We start from the raw sequence: 17,099 nt of genomic DNA, 5'->3' as shown, positions 1-17,099 counted from the left end.
GGTCGGCGTCCTCATTCTTCCACCCGCACTTCGCGGAACATGCCCATTTCCATGTGGTACAGGAGATGGCAGTGATAGGCCCAACGGCCGAGCGCGTCGGCGGTCACGCGGTAAGTGCGGCGGGTGCCGGGCGGCATGTCGATGGTGTGTTTGCGCACCTGGAAATTGCCGTTTTCGTCTTCCAGATCGCTCCACATGCCGTGCAGGTGAATGGGGTGGGTCATCATCGTGTCGTTGACCAGTACCAGGCGGATTCGCTCGCCGTACTTCAACAGCAGCGGCTCGGCGTCGGAGAACTTGATGCCGTTGAACGACCAGGCGAATTTCTCCATGTGGCCGGTGAGGTGCAGCTCGAGGGTGCGGCTCGGGTCGCGGCCGTCCGGGTCTTCGAACGTGCTGCGCAGGTCGGCGTAGGTCAGCACGCGGCGACCGTTGTTGCGCAGGCCGAGGCCGGGGTCGTCGAGTTTCGGCGCGGTGGTCATGGCTTGCATGTCCACCAGCGGGTTGTCCTTTTCGCTGTCGGGGTGCGCCTGCATCGGGCCCATGTTCATGCTCGAGTGATCCATGCCGCTCATGTCCATCGAACCATGATTCATTCCACCAGAGCCCATGCCGCCCATGCCCATGTCGTCCATGGTCACCAGCGGTCGCGGATCCAGCGCCGGCACCGGGGCCGACAATCCGGCGCGGGCGGCGAGGGTGCCTCGGGCGTAACCGGTGCGGTCCATGGCCTGGGCGAACAGGGTATAGGCGTCGGCGGCGGGTTCGACGATCACGTCGTAGGTTTCCGCCACGGCGATGCGCAATTCGTCGACGCTGACCGGTTTGACGTGCAGGCCGTCGGCGGCGACCACGTTCATTTTCAAGCCGGGGATGCGCACGTCGAAGTAGGTCATGGCCGAGCCGTTGATCAGCCGCAGCCGCAGCTTTTCGCCGTGGCGAAACAGGCCGGTCCAGTTGTTATCGGGGGCGTGGCCGTTCATCAGGAAGGTGTACGTGGCGCCGCTGACGTCGGCGATGTCGGTGGGATTCATGTTCATCTGCGCCCACATCGTGCGATCGGCGACGGTGGCGCCCCAGCCTTTTTCGCCGACGTCATGGATGAAGTCGCCGACGGTACGCTTGTGGAAGTTGTAGTAGTCGGACTGTTTTTTCAGGGTCTTCATCAGGCTGGCCGGGTCTTCGTCGGTCCAGTCGCTGAGCATCACTACGTAGTCGCGGTCGTAGTGGAACGGCTCCGGTTCCCGGGCGTCGATCACCAGCGGCCCGTAGACCCCGGCCTGTTCCTGCAAGCCGGAATGGCTGTGATACCAGTAGGTGCCGTGCTGGCGGACCTTGAACTGGTAGACGTACACGCCGCCCGGCTCAATGCCCTTGAAACTCAGGCCCGGCACGCCGTCCATGTTGGCCGGCAGTAGAATGCCGTGCCAGTGGATCGACGTGCTGTCCTTGAGCCGGTTGCGCACCCGCAGCGTCACGGTGTCGCCTTCGCGCCAGCGCAGCAGCGGGCCGGGCAGGCTGCCGTTGATGGTCAGGGCGGTGCGAGGCTGGCCGGTGAAGTTGACCGGTGTTTCGCCGATGAACAGCTCGAAGTCGGTGCCGCTTAACTCATTGACCTGGCCGGGGCTGTTCAAGGCCCAGACCGGCGTGCGCCACAGGCCGAGGCCGCCGAGCAGACCGCCGGCGGCGAGGCCTTTGACGAAGGTGCGTCTTGAGGTGGTGGAAGGCATGCGCTGGAAGTCCCCGTTTGACCAATGACGGGGAGACTAACCAGCGGCAGCTTTCAGTTGGCTGAGGCGCGGATTACAGTTGCGTCAGGTTCAGTTCGGCGAACTCTCCAAGATCCATACACATGCCGCCCTCGGCCTGCCAGTCGAAGCTGTTGGCTTTGGCAGTGCGCAGTAGCGGCAGCCATTCCTGTAAGGGGCCAAGATTGTTTTTGAAGCCCGGAATATGACTGGCACTGACGTATTGCATGAATTCGCCATGACCTTCTGCTGAATAGAAAACCGGTTCCCTTGCCCCGGTTTCCTCGGCAAATTCGAACTTATCACCCTGGTTGGAAAAGCTGATGATATGTGCATGTTCCGGAATCGACTGCCACGACTCCCATGCGAACGCCGGCCGACCCTGGGCTTGTGATTTTTCCGTCAAGGCCCTACTTCCCTTGGTCGACATTGCATGAATATCCACCGCTACAAACCAACGCCTGCCCTTGAAGGCTTCGGGGTTCTTTATTGCGGCTGCAATCAGTGAGTCTGCCTGGGAGTCTGGTAAAGGACGAGACTTCTGGCGTGCAATCCAGTCGGCCTCGACTTGTTTGAACCAGTCACTGTCTACGTCGACAGGTTGAGCAATGGACCATAGGTCGGCGAACCAGGATTTTGCATGCTCGACGGCTGTTGTATCGTTGGACAGGATACCCAGTTCGATCCACTGGCTTGCAGCGTGTCCCTCGATACCCAACCCGTTCGCCGACGCGTTGGCACTTCCGACGACCAATTCGTTTTCGCCAATGTACGTTTTGGCATGCAGACGCGGGACACAGCGGATCTTTGCTGGGTGCGATTCGAGCAGTTTCCGCACGACAGACGGATTGGTCGCTCCTGCGGACAGATCAAGCAAAATACGGACATTTCGCTGACTTTGATCTAGTCCAAGGGCTGATATAGACCCCTCTCCCCAAAAGGCCACGGCAATATCGAGAGGCCCTTTCGATTCGCGTACCCAAAGGGCCAATTCTTGCTGGTTTTGAATCAGTCGAGTCATCAGTTCGGCTCTTGAGTGAATGTGTGGAGTATTGGTCGGAGTTTGATTGCCTAAAGTCCCAAACCTTCCTGGACTACCAGCAGCAGGTTGTTTTCCGTCAACGCAATCGCATCCAGCTGTTGCCCGGTTTCGAGCGTCTGCAACCACCAATGGCTTTCACCGTGCTCATCGACCGTGCGCAGCAGCGATGCTTCGCGCCCCGGCAGGACGATTTGCACGCGCCCCGAGCCGTCTTCGGTGAAGCGGGCGATGGGATCGAACGTCAGGCTGTGATGGTTGGCTTCGATGATCAACTGGTCGATGGCGTAGTCGTGGGTCTCGCCATCCGGCGAAGTTTCGCAAACATGGGTAGGATTTCGCCGAATCTTCAGGCCTACCTCGGTCACCGGTTGCAACCAGCCCTCGATGCGGTGATACAACGCGTAGACCTGAGCCGGCCAGCAATCGATCTCCAGTTCGGCGCAGGTGATTTCGTCAGCATGGGTGTGCCGGGTTTGTTTGAGTTTCGCGGCGAGTTCGTCTGCTTTACTCATGTCGGTTCCCTGTGGTGATTTCAACATCATCGTAGTCCTTTCAAAGTAATGCAGGTTTTGCCCTGCGTCATGCGCCTGCAACACGGGCATGACTCAATCAGCGTCTGGCCAAGTGACGGTCAGACCACAGAAACCACGGACGCACGCGTCCCAAGGAACGGGAACATGAAAAAGCTTTTTACAATTATGGCGCTGATTGCGCTGACGGTCGGTAGCATCGGCCTGAGTTCGGCGCGCCAGTCGTCTGCCAGCAAGGCGGAATCGGTGGCGGGGGTATTCGATTACTACCTGCTGACGTTGTCCTGGTCGCCGACCTTTTGCCTGACCCACAAGGATGACCCGCAATGCACCGGCAAGGGTTATGGTTTTGTCCTGCATGGCCTCTGGCCGCAATACGCCAAGGGCGGCTGGCCGGAGTCCTGCCCGCCGCTGACCAACCTGTCGGCCGCCGAAACAGCCAAAGGGCTGACGCTGTTCCCGACCAAAAAACTCCTCGATCACGAATGGAGCAAGCACGGCACCTGCAGCGGCCTCGGCGCGATGGGCTATCTGGACGAAGCGGACAAGGCCGTGGCGGCGGTGAACATCCCGCAAGAGTTGCAACCGTTCAGTAGCTCTTATTACTTCGAAGCGCAGGAAATTGCCGATCTGTTCCGCAAGAGCAATCCGGGCATCCCGTCAGACGGTATCGCCGTGATCTGCAACGGCCCGGAACTCTCGGAAGTGCGCGTGTGCATGGGCAAGGACCTGCAATTCGGCGCCTGCGGCAAGGGTGTGAAAACCCAGTGCCGGGCGGGGGATATTCGAGTGCCGCCGTCGCGTTGACTGGAGCGGTTACCGGCCATAAAAAACAGGCGCCTTTTCAGGCGCCTGTTTTTTTGCAATCGGGTTTGATCAATGGAAGGACTTTGTTCATGCTGCGCGCCCCACGGATGATGACGCGATACTGCAAGGAGCTTTTCATGAGCGGAAAACCCGCTGCCCGAGTGACCGACCCGACGGCTTGCCCGTTGCCGGGGCATGGCACCAGCAGCGGTAAGAAAACCTTATTGCTTGTTCTATTGACCATCTTGTGTTCAGCCTGCGCTAAAAACCATACGGTCCAGCCTGCAAATCTCAATTTTCTGACGATAGAGAGAGAACCCAGCAGCCTGTATTACGAAATTTACTACGCCTCTGATGTAAACCTTTTGGATCTGTTTGGGAGAGGAATGAGGGAAGGCGCCGCTTCGACAATGTTGGAGTGTGCGCTGGGTGACGATCAGGACTTCTCTATCACTAACCGCTTCAGGTATTCGGCGTACGGACTGATTGATGTAGATGAGGCCAACAAGGCAGGTGGGAAATACAACTACGTGACGAGTGCAACTTTAAGGCAGACCGTAAATAACGGTTCAACTCAGGAATTTCTTTCAACTCAGGAGTTGAATGGCCTGTTGTCCGGAAAGCTCCAGGTCCCCTGCAAAGTCGTCATTACCGCTTGGGGCTACAAACCCTACTACTCAAACACCATGAACCTCCCGGTCGCCGACCTGCTGCGCGAAGTCAACAAGCCCTGAGCTCAGCGCCCATCGGGGGGATCAAGCAAATCCCCCCGCATCCACCCCCAATTCCCCCCGCAGAAACTCCACCAAACCCCGCTGCAATCCACTCAACACCCCTTCGCGGCTGACCAGCGCCAGCTCCGTCGGCGGCAATGGCGGCAAGTCCGTGCACACCCGATGCTCCGGCAACACCGCCGACGCCGGCAGCACCGAAACGCCGAGCCCTGAGGCCACCGCCGCTTGAATGCCGGTCAGACTGTGGCTGCCGAAGGCCACCCGCCAGGGGCGTTGCGCCACGTCGAGCAGGCGAATCGCCCGTTGCCGGTACAGGCAGCCTTGGGGAAACAGCGCCAGCGGCAACACGCCGCCGGAAGAATCGAACTCCACGCCTTTGACCCACACCAGTCTTTCCGGCCAGGTCGCCCAGGCGGGGCCGCTGTCGGGTTCGCGTTTGATCAGGGCGATGTCGATTTCGCCGCTGTCGAGGCGTTGGCGCAGGTCGAGGCTCATGCCGCTGACGGTTTCCAGTCGCGCTTGCGGGTGGCTGCGGGTGAAGCCGGCGAGGATCAGCGCCATGCGTCGGGCGTCGAAGTCTTCCGGCATGCCGATGCGCAGAATTTCCAGATCCAGGTCGCTGGCCAGGGCTTCGCTGGCCTCGGCCGACAAGGCCAGTAATCGACGGGCGTAGTGGATCAGCAGTTCGCCGTGCTCGGTGACGCTGACGTTCAACCCGGTGCGGTCGCGCAACAGCAGGGCGTGGCCGACCAGGTCTTCGAGTTTGCGTACCTGTTGGCTGACCGTGGATTGGGTGCGGTGGACGCGTTCGGCGGCGCGGGTGAAGCTGCCTTCATCGACCACGCAGACGAAGGTTTTCAGCAGTTCCAGGTCCAGCATGGCGGCGGCCTCGATATTTGTTTGGCAACTGACGGTCGGCTATTTATTTAATTTCACACTATCACCCCGAGTTCATAAGCTGAAGCCCTCACTTGCAGAGGAATTCCCCATGACCTTGATCAACACACCGCGCCCGCAATGGCTGACATTCGATTGCTACGGCACCTTGATTCAATGGGACGAAGGCCTGCGCGCCGTGGCTGGGCGGATCCTGAGCGAGAAGGGCGAACACCGGGTCGACGCCGGGCGCCTGATCGAGGTTTATGACCGCCACGAACATCGCCTGGAACAGACGCCGCCGCATCGCTCGTTTCGCGAACTCAGCACTCTCGGCCTGCAACTGGCCCTGGAAGAACTGGGCCTGGCGAGTGCCAGCGAAGACAGTCAGCGTCTGGCCGCTGCGATCCCGCAGATGCCGCCGTTCCCCGAAGTCGTCGAGACCCTCGCGCAGCTCAAGGCCAAGGGTTTCAAGCTGTGCATCGTCTCCAACACCGATGACGACATCATCGCCGGCAACGTCGCTCAACTCGGCGGCCACATCGACCGGTTGATCACCGCGCAACAGGCCGGCGCCTACAAACCGGCGCCGAGGCTGTTCGACTACGCTCATGAGCAATTGGGCGTCAGCCGCGATCAGGTGGTGCACATCTGCGCCAGCCCGATGCTCGACCACACGGCGGCCCGCGACATGCATTTTCGCTGCGTATGGATCGACCGCGGGACCGGTCGTCAGTTGCTGCCGGACTATCGGCCCGACGCGATCCTCAACACGCTGGACGAAGTCCTTCCGTTGTTCTCATCCCTTGGCTGGTCATAAAGGAGTTTCGCCATGGCCCATACCCTGACCGGCAGCGCCCGACCCGCGCGTTACGCCTCGTTGCACCTCGACAGCGAAGCCGTCATCACCGCTCGCAAAGAGCTGGCGGCGTGCTTTCAACTGGCGGCGCTGCACGGGCTGGAAGAGGGGATCTGCAATCACTTTTCGGCGATGTTGCCGGGTCATGCTGACCTGTTTCTGGTCAATCCGTACGGCTATGCGTTTTCCGAAGTGACGGCGCACAACCTGCTGGTCTGCGACTTCGACGGCAACGTGGTGGACGGCGAGGGCCAGCCGGAAGCGACTGCTTTCTATATTCATGCGCGCCTGCATCAGCGACTGCCCCGAGTAAAAGTCGCGTTCCACACCCATATGCCGAACGCGACGGCGTTGTGCCTGCTGGAGGGGCCGCCGCTGTTGTGGCTGAGCCAGACCGCACTGAAGTTCTACGGGCGCACGAAGGTGGACGAGCATTACAACGGGCTGGCGCTGGATGAGCGCGAAGGCGACCGGATTGCCGAGGTGATGGGCGAGGCCGACATTCTGTTTTTGAAGAACCACGGTGTGATTGTCGCCGCCCCGACCATCGCCGAGGCATGGGACGATCTGTATTACCTGGAGCGTGCCGCGCAGGTGCAACTGCTGGCGATGGCCACGCAACGGGTGTTGAAACCGGTACCGCACGCGGTTGCGCAACGGGCGTACGAGCAGATGCGCGAGGGCGATCCGGAAAGTGCGCGGGCGCATCTGCACAGTGCGATGCGGCGGTTGTCGAGCCGGGGGTAAAAGCGAGGAAAACGGGCAGGCAAAAATAATTCGCGCCGCAGGTCATCCAATTGCCCTGCGCGCCGATAGCAACTGGGTCGGGATCGTAGCGAGGGCACTTGGTTGCCCCACACAACCCGGTGGGCTACGCTCACAAGAACAAGGGTTTCGGGCTTTTGCCCCTGTCGTACCTGCCCAGGACACGCTTTTGCCTATCCCCATTCACGATCCGCATCAGGCCCCCGGCGGCACCCTCAAGCGTTTGCCCCTGCGCAAGGCGGCGGTGTTGTTCATCGTTGCTGTGTGTCTGTGCCTGTCCGGTCTGCTGTATTTGCAGATCGAACAGTCGCGGCGCCAGGATCTGGCCAACGCACAGGTGTCGTCGGCCAACCTGACCCGGGCCATGGCACAGCAGGCTGAAGACACTTTTCTGGCAGCGGATCTGGTGCTGACCAGCCTGGTCGACTGGGTTCAGGACGATGGTTATGGCGCGGCGCAGAAGCCACGTTTGCAGAAAACCCTCGCGCGGCGGGTGCAGCAACTGGAGCAGTTGCACGGCATGTTTCTGTTCGACCGCGAAGGGCAGTGGGTGATTACCTCATTCGCGGATCTGCCGCGCGGCAATGGCGTGGCGGATCGCGAGTACTTCAAGTTTCACCAGCAGAACGTCTCGGCCGTGGCGCACATCGGCCCGGCGATCCGCAGCCGTGAGAATGGTGAGTGGATCATCCCGATCTCGAAACGGGTCAACGACCACGCCGGCAATTTTCAGGGTGTGCTGCTGGCCGGGATCAAGATGTCCTACTTCGACCGGTTCTTCAAAAGCTTCAGCCTGGACGACAACGGCACCATGTTCCTCGGCCTGACCGACGGCACCTTGCTCGCTCGGCGACCGTTCGACGAGGCCCTTATCGGCACCTCGCTGGCCAAGGGCGAGATCTACCAGAAGTTGCTGCCCAATGCGTCCGCCGGCACTGCGATGATCGATTCGGTGGTCGATGGTGTGACGCGTCTTTATGGTTACCGACAGCTGGAAAGCTACCCGTTGGTGGTCGCGGCGTCTTCGTCCCGGGACACGATCCTCCAGGGCTGGTATGACCGGGCGTTCCAGTCCAGCGTGATCGTGGCGCTGGTGATGCTCGGCGTGGGGCTGTTTGGCTGGGTGTTCATTCATCAGGTGCGCGATGGCGAGCGGATCGAGAAAAACCTGCGCAAGGCCCAGCGGACGCTGGAGCAGATCGCCACCCACGACAGTCTGACCGGGCTGGCCAACCGGCGTCTGTTCGAGCGCTCGCTGGAGGTGGAGTTTGCCCGGGGCGCGCGGCAGTCGAGCCCGGTCAGCCTGATCATGCTCGATATCGATTTCTTCAAAAGCTACAACGATGCCTACGGCCACGTGGCCGGCGACCATTGCCTGACGCAGGTCGCGCAGGTGGTGAAGAACTGCTGCCAGCGCAAGTCCGATCTGGCGGTGCGCTATGGCGGTGAGGAATTCGCGGTGTTGCTGCCGGACACCGACATCAACGGCGCGCTGGCGATTGCCGGGCAGATCCGCCGCAGCGTCATGGACAAACACATCACCCACAGCGGCTCGCCCACCGGTTATCTGACGGTGAGCCTGGGTTGCTATGCATTTATTCCGCTGGGCAACGACAGCCCGGAGCTGTTCATCCAGCGCGCGGATGCAGCGCTGTATCAGGCCAAGAACGCCGGCCGCAATCGCGCGGCCGTGTTGTCGATGGACGTCGGTTTCGGCGAATTGCTACGTTCGGATCGCTGACAAAAAACGGTAGGGTTCAGACACAGGCCATGGCGTTTACCACGGCCTGCTCTTGTTCGTTCAGCCGCCAGTGCCACCGCCGGCACCGCCCGTGCCGCCACCGGCCGAACCGGTGCCACCTCCCGCGCCTGAGCCCGAACCGCTCGCACCGCCGTTGGTGCCGGTGCCGCCACCCGCGCCGCTGCCGCCGGACGGCGAGCCCGGCGTATTGTCCGGTGGCATGGGCGAGCCATTGGTGGAGCCGGATTTGGTGCCCGTGGCATCGGCGCCGTCGTTGGCGGCGAATGTCGCGGCTGAGCCCGTGGCCAGCAGGCCGATCAACAACAGCGAGGTGAGTTTGCGCGTCATCATGGTCTGTCTCCGGAAAGGGGATTACCTGATATTGGTCAGACGCGCCGAACCCTTGGTGCCGGCCGGATGACGAGCGGTCAGAAGTCCACGGTGGCCGAAACCTTCAGCGTACGCGGCGTGCCCTGGGTCAGGTAACCGCCGTTGGCCGAGGCCCAATAGGCTTCGTTGGCGACGTTCTCCAGATTGGCCCGCAGCGTGATCTGCTTTTCATCCAGCTTGAAGGCATAACGCGAGCCCAGATCGAAGCGGTTCCACGCCGGAATGCTCTGGGTATTTGCCGCGTTCAGGTACTGGCCGCCGGTGCGCAACATCCGCGCGCTGAGGGCGGCGCCTTCGAGGCCCGGAATGTCCCAGTCGGCGCCGAGGTTGAACTGGAAGCGCGGCACCCCGACGGCACGGTTGCCGTCATTCACGCCGTTGCTGCTGCCTTCCAGTTCAGTCTTCATCACGGTTGCGCCGCTGAGCAGGCGCAGACCGTCGAGCGGTTCGCCGTAGACGTTGAGTTCCACGCCTTTGTTGGTCTGCTGGCCGTCGACCCGGAAGATTCCGTCCTGGGTGTAGCTCGACGGTTGTTCGATGCGATAGACGCCGAGGTTGGCGCCGTAACTGCCCATGTCCAGGCGCACGCCGGCTTCGATCTGCTTGCTGCGCACCGGGGCGAAGGTTTCGTCGCGGTTGATCGCGGTGGTCGGCGGCGTCGGGCCCTTGGCCAGGCCTTCGATGCGGTTGGCGTAGAACGACACGTGCTCCCACGGCTTGATCACCAGGCCGTAGACCGGGGTGGTGATCGACTCTTCATAGCTCGAAGTGCGGGCGCCGGTGGCGGTGCTCCAGCCGTCGACTTTCAGTGCCTGGCGACGCACGCCGAGGGTCAGCAGGATGCGGTCATCGACGAAGCCGAGGGTGTCGGAAATCGCCTCGCTGCGCAGGATGTTCTTGCCGGTGATACGCGGGTCGTTGATGTCGCTGGCAAACGAGGTTGGCGCCGGGCGCGGCTTGTCGGTGACGTTGTACAGGTTGGTGCTGTAGCGCCCGGCGGTGCTGATGGTTTCAAACGCCGAGCGCTGTTCGCCCCAGATGCCCGCCCAGCCGAGGTTCAATTGATGGGTGACGGGACCGGTGTCGAAGCGGCCGTTGAGTCCTGCCATGGCGCTTTGATTGTCCTCGTCGTGGGGCGAATAGAGCATGCCGCCACGGGCGTTGCCGTTGAGGTCGGTGACGGTCAGCGACGAGTACACGCCGTTCTCGCGGGTGTGCTTGGCGCCGCCGGACACGTAGGCCGTCCAGTTGTCGTTCAGGTCATATTCGGCGCGGGCCATGCCGAAGGTGTCTTCGAGTTGCGAGTAGCTCCAGCTCTGGGCGTAGCTGGCATTGGCGTGCGGCACTTTGGGGGCTTTGGTCAGGCTCGAATCGACATAGATCACCGAGCGACCCTGGTTGATGACCTGCTTCTGGTAGCCGAAATCGGTGGAGACCCGCAGGCGATCGCCGCGATAGTCCAGGCCGACGCTGAACAGCGACGAGCGCTGATCTTCGTCATCGACCGCGGTGTCGCCTTCGCGCTGCATCAGGTTGACCCGCGCGCCGAAGCGGTTGTCCTCGCCAAAGCGCTGGCCCAGATCCAGATGCCCGCCGACCCGACCGTCGGCGCTGTAATCGAGGGTGACACTGCGGGTCGGCGTTTCCATGGCGCGTTTGGGTTGCAGGTTGATCCCGCCACCGATGCCGCTGCCGCTCGGGGTCACGCCGTTGACGAACGCGTTCGGGCCCTTGAACAGTTCCACTCGATCCAGCGCTTCGACGGCGATGATCTGCCGGGGCAGCACGCCATAGAGGCCGTTATAGGAAATGTCGTCGGAGGCCAACGGCAGGCCGCGGATCATGAACATCTGCGAGAAGTTGCCGAAGCCGTTGGACTGGCGCACCGAGGCATCGTTGAGCAACACATCGCCAACGGTCTGGGCCTGTTGGTCGGCCATGGTCTTGGCGGTGTAGCTGGTGACGCTGAAGGGCAGGTCGTTGACCTCCTGGTTGCCGAGCATGCCGATCTGCGCGCGCCGCGCGACCTGTTCGCCGCCGTAGGTATCGCCGCTGTCGTCGCGCAGGGCGCTGACGTTGGTGGCGCCCAGTTCCAGCGCGCCGTCCGCCGCGACTTTCGGGGCCACGGTGTAACCGTTGTGGCCGGTGCTGATCAGCTCGAAACCGCTGCCTTCCAGCAACCGGGCAAAACCGCTCTGCGCGGTGTAACTGCCTTGCAGGCCGGGGCTCTGGCGATTGCCCAGTTGCGCCGGATCGAACGACAGCGGCACGCCGACGCTGACCGCAAATTGCGCCAGCACATGGCTGAGCAGGCCGGGGCCGATGTTGACGGTGCGGCTGGCGCTTTCACTGACGCTGTCGGCGGCGTGGGCGGCGCTCGGCAGCAGTGCGCTGAAGGCCAGGGCCAGGCTCAGGTTCAGGGCCTTGAGCGCAAACGTGGCGGGGCGGGGCGATGGCATTGCGGTCATTCGGTGTTCCTGTCGGGGGCGTGGAATTGAAAGGTCTATCCACTCACCGGACGAGTCGCGAAAAGGTATCAGCAAATATCGAAAATATTTTCCGAGGGCTTAGACACGGGGCTCTACCGACAGCCAATAGCGGGTCAGGCTGTTGATGTTCAGCGGCAACGTATCGCTGAGCAAACGCAGGCTGGCGTCGGTGTCGCGCAGGGAAAACGCCCCGGACACGCGCATCGCCGCCACGTCCGAATGACAGCGCAGCACGCCCCGGCGATAGCGGCTCAGCTCTCCGAGCAATTCGTCCAGACGCATGTTGCTGGCCAGCAGCATGCCTTTGTCCCAGGCCAGGGACGCGGTGTCGAAGGTTTCGGCGCTGTCGAAGTTGTTGAGCTTGAAGCGCTGCCGTTCGCCGGCCTTGAGAATCGCGCTCTGCTTGAGCAGTTGCGGGGTGATCTGAACTTGGCCTTCGAGCACCGACACTTGGCTGCGCGAACCCTCGGTGCGCACGCAGAATCGCGTGCCCAGCGCGCGGGCCACACCCTGCGGGGTTTCGACAATGAACGGACGGGCGCTGGCGTCTGCGGCGGTGTTGATCAGCACTTCGCCGTTGAGCAGCAGGACGCGACGCTCCACCGGGCTGAAAGCGATGTCCACGGCGCTGTCGGTGTTGAGCACCAGTTGGGTGCCGTCCGGCAATTGCAGGTTCTTTTGTTCGCCGACGGCGGTGCGCTGGTCGGCGGTCCATTGCTGCCACGGTACATGCTGCGAGGCGATGCCCAGCGGCCCGGCCATCAACAGCAGGCCGAGGCGGGTAAGGGTCTGACGACGGCTCAGGCCTTCTTTGCGGGACGCGCGTTTCAAGGTCTGGATCGCGACGTTGGCCGGCACGCTGCGTAAATCCCCCAACAGCGCTTCGGCCCGTTGCCAGGCCATGGCGTGCTCGGCGCTGCGGCTGCGCCATTGGGCGATGGCCTGATGGTCGGACGGGGTGGCGGTGCCGGAATGCAGTTGCACCAGCCAGTCGGCGGCTTCGCCGAGAATCTGCGGGTTGATCATCGACGAATTCATCAGGCGACACTCAGGCAGGCAATGAACGCGGCACGCATGTGCCGTTTGACGGTGATCAGCGAAACCCCCAGGCGTGTGGCGATCTGCGCGTAGGTCAGGCCTTCGATCTGCGACAGCAGGAAGGTCTCGCGGGTCTGTTCCGGCAGTTCGCGCAGCAGCGCTTCGATGCGCCACAGGGTTTCGAGAATCAGGTAGCGGGTTTCCGGCGACGGCACTTCGGCGGCGGGCAAATGCGCGATGGTTTCGAGATACGCGCGCTCCAGGTCCTGGCGCCGCCAGCGGTCGATCACCAGACCTTTGGCGATGTGCGTCAACAGCGCCCGGGGCTCGCTGCCCAACGGCTTGATCACCTGACGGGTGAGCAGGCGCAAAAATGTGTCGTGCGCCAGGTCGGCCGCATCGCAGCGGTTGCCCAGCTTGCGTTGAAGCCAGCCCTGCAGCCACCCGTGGTGTTCGCTGTAGAGCCTCTGGACTTGCTGATTCAACGGCTGATCGAGGGACGACATGGAGGGCAGGTACTCGTTTCGGGCGTCCGTTGCCAGAGATGCAATCGAGAGTGCAATTAAGAATTGATCGCATTCTAGTGGCGCGCAACGAGTGATGGCAATTGTCCTTTCACACTTTCTTTTCTGACACCGACGCAGTGGCCTACCCATCTTTCGGGAGATTGGCTATTTGCCGGTCCGGGCGCCGGGACTAACGTAGCTCCACATTCACTTGCCCCGGAGATCCCCGATGAAACCTCGTATCGATTTCTACACCGCGTCCCCCGATGCCCTGAAAGCGATGATTGCCCTGGAAACCGCCGTCTCGAAACTGCCGCTGGAAAAGACCCTGATCGAACTGGTCAAGCTGCGTGCTTCGCAGATCAACGGCTGCGCGTTCTGCATCGACATGCACACCGCCGACGCGATCAAGGGCGGCGAAACCCCGCGCCGGTTGTTCGCCGTGACCGCATGGCGTGAAGCGCCGTTCTTCACCGAACGTGAACGCGCCGCGCTGCTGTGGACCGAATCCCTGACCCAACTGAGCCTGACCCACGCCCCGGACGAAGACTACGAAGCCGTCGCTGCCCAGTTCTCGCCCAAAGAAATGGTCGACCTGACTGTGGCGATCAGCACCATCAACAGCTGGAACCGCCTGGCCGTGGGCTTCCGTAAAACCCCGCAAGCCTGATCGATCAATGTGCATCGGCACTCGGCGCGGCCGGTGGTTGCACCTTGCGCATCAAGGGCACCATCGCTGTGGCGATGCCGAAGCACACCATGATCATCAGGAACGTGTCGCCGTAGGTTTGCGTCTGCGCTTCACGGTAGGTCAGCAGCCATAGCTGACGCAGGCTGGCGGTGAGGCCGACATCGCCGCTCTGACCCAGCGCGGCAAAGTTGCCGCCGACCTGGGCCAGCCACTGATTCACTGCTTCGTTGCTGCTGTTCAGATGCTCCGCCAACCGGGTGAAGTGCAGGTTGGTGCGGTCGTTGAGAATGGTCGCGCACGCAGCAATCCCGATTGCACCGCCCAGATTGCGCATCAGGTTGAACAGGCCCGATGCATGCTTCAGCCGAGCCGGTGCCAAGCCCCCTAGAGTCAATGTCACCGCCGGTGGCACCGCCAGTTGCTGGGCGATCCCGCGCAGGGCTTGCGGCAGCAGCAATTCTCCGGCGCCCCAGTCGTGGGTGATCGGACTGAATTCCCACATCGACAACGCGAACAACGCCAGGCCCGCCATCATGATCCAGCGCAGATCGATGCGATTGGCGAGAAAGGCGTACAGCGGAATCGCCATGATCTGGAACACCCCGGTGGAGAAAACCGCCAGACCAATGTCCAGCGCGCCGTAGCCGCGCACCCGGCCGAGAAACAGCGGCGTCAGGTAAATCGTCGCGAACAGGCCGATCCCGGTGACGAACGAAAAGAAGCAGCCGAGGGCGAAGTTGCGATCCTTGAGCGCGCGCAGGTCGACGATCGGATTGGCCACGTGCAACGTGCGGCCGATGAAGGCCAGGCCGGCGAGGCCACTGATCCATGCGGTGGTCAGGATCGTCTGGTCGCTGAACCAGTTCCAGCGCGGGCCTTCTTCGAGGGTGTATTCCAGGCAGCCGAGAAACAGCGCGAGAAACACCATGCTCAAATAGTCCGCGCCCTTGAGCAGCGACAGCTCCGGCTGGTCGATCTTGACCAGCATCGGCACCGCCACGGCGACGAAAATCCCTGGCACGAGGTTGATGTAGAACAGCCAGTGCCAGGACGAAATGTCGGTGATCCAGCCGCCGATCACCGGGCCCAATGTCGGTGCCAGCGACGCCACGGCGCCAATGGTGGCAGCGGCGATCACCCGTTGTTTGCCGGTGAAGAAAAAGAACGCCGTGGTGAACACCAGCGGAATCATCGACCCGCCGAGAAACCCTTGCAGCGCGCGAAAGGCGATCATGCTCTGGATGTTCCAGGCGATGCCGCAGAGCAGGCTGGCGAGGGTGAAGCCGACTGCTGAAGCGCAGAACAGCCAGCGCGTGGAAAACACCCGCGACAGCCAACCCGACAGTGGAATCACTATGATTTCGGCGATCAGGTAACTGGTCTGCACCCACGCCGTTTCATCGGTGCCGGCGGACAACCCGCCGCCGATATCGCGCAGCGAGGCCGAGACGATCTGGATGTCCAGCAGCGCAATGAACATGCCGATGCACATGGTGGCGAAGGCGAACACCTTGGTCGCCGTCGCCATTTCGGCAGCATTGAACGGCTGCGCGGAGGCGGTGAGGGCGGTGCTCATGGCGCGCTGGCCACGGCGGTGGTTTCAGGTTGGGCACGGGTGTCGACTTCAGCCGTCACCGACAGGCCCGGACGCAGGTGGCCGAGCACGCCATCGGCCGGGTCGAGCAGAATCCGCACCGGCACGCGCTGGACGATTTTGGTGAAGTTGCCGGTGGCGTTTTCCGGCGGCAGCACACTGAATTGCGAACCGGTGGCCGGGGCGAGGCTGTCGAGGCGACCGTGGAACTCCTGGCCGGACAACACGTCAGCACGGATGCTCACGCGCTGGCCGGGTTTCATCCGCGCCAGTTGATCTTCCTTGAAATTGGCATCGACCCACAGACCACTGGCCGGCACCACCGACAACTGTTGCGAACCGGCCTGCGCATAGGCGCCGACCCGCGCGCGGCGGTTGCCGATCACGCCGTCGACCGGGGCGCGCAGTTCGGTGTAGCCGAGGTTGAGTTGCGCCAGATCCCGTTCGGCCCGGGCTTGCTGGAGGGCGGCGCGGGCCTGTTGTTTCTGGGTTTCGATCACGGTGAGCTGGCGCTGCGCGGCCAGCAGTTCGGCCTGGGCCTTGGCGCTCAAGGCTTGCGCGGTCTTGAAGGTGGCGTCGGCCCGTTGCGCGCTTTCTACCGAGACCGCGTTGGTGGTCACCAGACGTTTGTAGCGCGCGTTGTCATCCCGCGAACGAGCGGTTTCAGCGCTGGCGGCATCAATGCCGGCGCGGGCCTGACCGATCACCGCTTGCTGCAGTTGTTCGGTGGCATCGAGGTTAGCCAGCAGCGCTTCCTCAGCGGCGACCGCGCCTTCTGCCTTGGCCAGATTGGCGCGGTAGTCGCGCGCGTCGAGGCGGATCAGCACGTCGCCGGCCTTCACCTTCTGGTTGTCGCTGACCAGCACTTCCTCGATGTAACCGGCGACTTTCGGCCCGATCACCGTGACGTCGCCGCCGATGTAGGCATCGTCGGTTTCCTCGAGAAATCGCCCCGTGCCCCACCAATGCACGGCGTACAACCCGGCGAACACCAGCGCCGCCAGACCGGCAGTGGGCAATAACAGGCGTTTGAGCAGGGGAGGTTTGGGAGCACTGACCGGAGCGGCGAGATCGGGTTCTACGGTGGGCATGCTGGTCATGGCGTAATACCTGAAGAAGCGGAATGGCTATTACGACCGTAATATGACGCGAGTAATATTTTGTGGCAATTGATTTTTTCCGCCGATCGTCAGATGAAGACTGTCGAAAGAAGAAGCTGACCATTTGTTTAAGAAATGTAAGCGCCGTAGGAAGCGTCTTGCAATTGTGTAGGAAGGCTCTGACTATCA

Annotated in this window: 16 protein-coding genes; 6 read left to right on the top strand and 10 right to left on the bottom strand. The window is 62.1% G+C overall.

The genetic code is table 11. The annotated features are described in order from the left end of the window. Positions 1-11 precede the first annotated feature (11 nt). The 3 genes from GQX66_RS11765 to GQX66_RS11755 form a co-directional block, all read right to left on the bottom strand. The gene (locus GQX66_RS11765; protein WP_240869124.1) at positions 12-1,730 is read right to left on the bottom strand and encodes a copper resistance system multicopper oxidase; all 1,719 of its coding nucleotides are present in this window, start codon (positions 1,728-1,730) and stop codon (positions 12-14) included. A gap of 73 nt (positions 1,731-1,803) precedes the next feature. After that, positions 1,804-2,769 carry a phospholipase D family protein gene (locus GQX66_RS11760; protein ID WP_240869111.1) on the bottom strand — a complete coding sequence of 322 codons (966 nt, stop codon included), beginning with the start codon at positions 2,767-2,769 and terminating at the stop codon, positions 1,804-1,806. 50 nt (positions 2,770-2,819) lie between these two features. Beyond that, complete coding sequence (locus tag GQX66_RS11755; protein ID WP_045121792.1) at positions 2,820-3,302, bottom strand: hypothetical protein; 483 nt, start codon at positions 3,300-3,302, stop codon at positions 2,820-2,822. A 165-nt stretch (positions 3,303-3,467) separates the two neighbouring features. On the opposite strand from GQX66_RS11755, the gene GQX66_RS11750 reads away from it, so the two are divergent. Beyond that, positions 3,468-4,127: a ribonuclease T2 gene (locus GQX66_RS11750; protein ID WP_240869108.1), complete on the top strand. Its 660-nt coding sequence runs from the start codon at positions 3,468-3,470 to the stop codon at positions 4,125-4,127. 137 nt (positions 4,128-4,264) lie between these two features. Beyond that, positions 4,265-4,861, top strand: a complete 597-nt coding sequence (locus GQX66_RS11745) for a hypothetical protein (protein ID WP_240869487.1) — start codon at positions 4,265-4,267, stop codon at positions 4,859-4,861. Positions 4,862-4,882: 21 nt separating this feature from the next. Here GQX66_RS11745 and GQX66_RS11740 read toward each other — a convergent pair whose 3' ends face one another. Next, complete coding sequence (locus GQX66_RS11740; protein ID WP_240869106.1) at positions 4,883-5,740, bottom strand: LysR substrate-binding domain-containing protein; 858 nt, start codon at positions 5,738-5,740, stop codon at positions 4,883-4,885. A gap of 109 nt (positions 5,741-5,849) precedes the next feature. Between GQX66_RS11740 and GQX66_RS11735 the strand changes: the two genes are divergently transcribed. From GQX66_RS11735 to GQX66_RS11725, 3 genes are all read left to right on the top strand, one after another. Then, positions 5,850-6,557: a haloacid dehalogenase type II gene (locus GQX66_RS11735; RefSeq protein ID WP_085748569.1), complete on the top strand. Its 708-nt coding sequence runs from the start codon at positions 5,850-5,852 to the stop codon at positions 6,555-6,557. Positions 6,558-6,569: 12 nt separating this feature from the next. Then, positions 6,570-7,343: an aldolase gene (locus tag GQX66_RS11730; protein WP_102688572.1), complete on the top strand. Its 774-nt coding sequence runs from the start codon at positions 6,570-6,572 to the stop codon at positions 7,341-7,343. A gap of 187 nt (positions 7,344-7,530) precedes the next feature. Continuing rightward, positions 7,531-9,102 (top strand): GGDEF domain-containing protein, encoded by a 1,572-nt coding sequence (locus GQX66_RS11725; protein WP_102688573.1) that lies wholly within the window; start codon positions 7,531-7,533, stop codon positions 9,100-9,102. Between the two features lie 60 nt (positions 9,103-9,162). On the opposite strand, the gene GQX66_RS11720 is transcribed toward GQX66_RS11725, so the two are convergent. From GQX66_RS11720 to GQX66_RS11705, 4 genes are all read right to left on the bottom strand, one after another. Next, a complete protein-coding gene (locus tag GQX66_RS11720; RefSeq protein ID WP_039770290.1) occupies positions 9,163-9,453 on the bottom strand; it encodes a hypothetical protein in 291 nt (96 codons plus the stop codon). 77 nt (positions 9,454-9,530) lie between these two features. Beyond that, positions 9,531-11,960, bottom strand: coding sequence for a TonB-dependent receptor (locus GQX66_RS11715; protein WP_240869103.1), 2,430 nt, complete (start codon positions 11,958-11,960; stop codon positions 9,531-9,533). Between the two features lie 99 nt (positions 11,961-12,059). Continuing rightward, on the bottom strand, positions 12,060-13,019 hold the full coding sequence (locus GQX66_RS11710; protein WP_240869099.1) for a FecR domain-containing protein: 960 nt from the start codon (positions 13,017-13,019) through the stop codon (positions 12,060-12,062). After that, positions 13,019-13,525, bottom strand: coding sequence for a sigma-70 family RNA polymerase sigma factor (locus tag GQX66_RS11705; protein ID WP_240869096.1), 507 nt, complete (start codon positions 13,523-13,525; stop codon positions 13,019-13,021). Before GQX66_RS11705 ends, GQX66_RS11710 begins: the two co-directional genes overlap by 1 nt. Positions 13,526-13,754: 229 nt before the next feature. Here GQX66_RS11705 and GQX66_RS11700 point away from each other — a divergent pair, with 229 nt between their 5' ends. Next, a complete protein-coding gene (locus GQX66_RS11700; protein ID WP_085748563.1) occupies positions 13,755-14,195 on the top strand; it encodes a carboxymuconolactone decarboxylase family protein in 441 nt (146 codons plus the stop codon). Positions 14,196-14,199: 4 nt separating this feature from the next. On the opposite strand, the gene GQX66_RS11695 is transcribed toward GQX66_RS11700, so the two are convergent. Together GQX66_RS11695 and GQX66_RS11690 are read right to left on the bottom strand one after the other, a co-directional pair. Beyond that, entirely contained in the window at positions 14,200-15,792 is a 1,593-nt protein-coding gene (locus GQX66_RS11695) for a DHA2 family efflux MFS transporter permease subunit (RefSeq protein ID WP_064598011.1), read from the bottom strand. Further along, positions 15,789-16,910, bottom strand: a complete 1,122-nt coding sequence (locus GQX66_RS11690) for an HlyD family secretion protein (protein ID WP_064380928.1) — start codon at positions 16,908-16,910, stop codon at positions 15,789-15,791. The genes GQX66_RS11695 and GQX66_RS11690 overlap by 4 nt, the downstream gene beginning before the upstream one ends. Positions 16,911-17,099 lie beyond the last annotated feature (189 nt).

Origin of the sequence: Pseudomonas sp. B707, assembly GCF_022496685.1 — a bacterium.
GTDB classification, from domain to species: Bacteria; Pseudomonadota; Gammaproteobacteria; order Pseudomonadales; family Pseudomonadaceae; genus Aquipseudomonas; species Aquipseudomonas paraglycinae.
The sequence above is the reverse complement of the archived record's forward strand: the minus strand, read 5'-3'. Positions and strand labels throughout refer to the sequence as shown.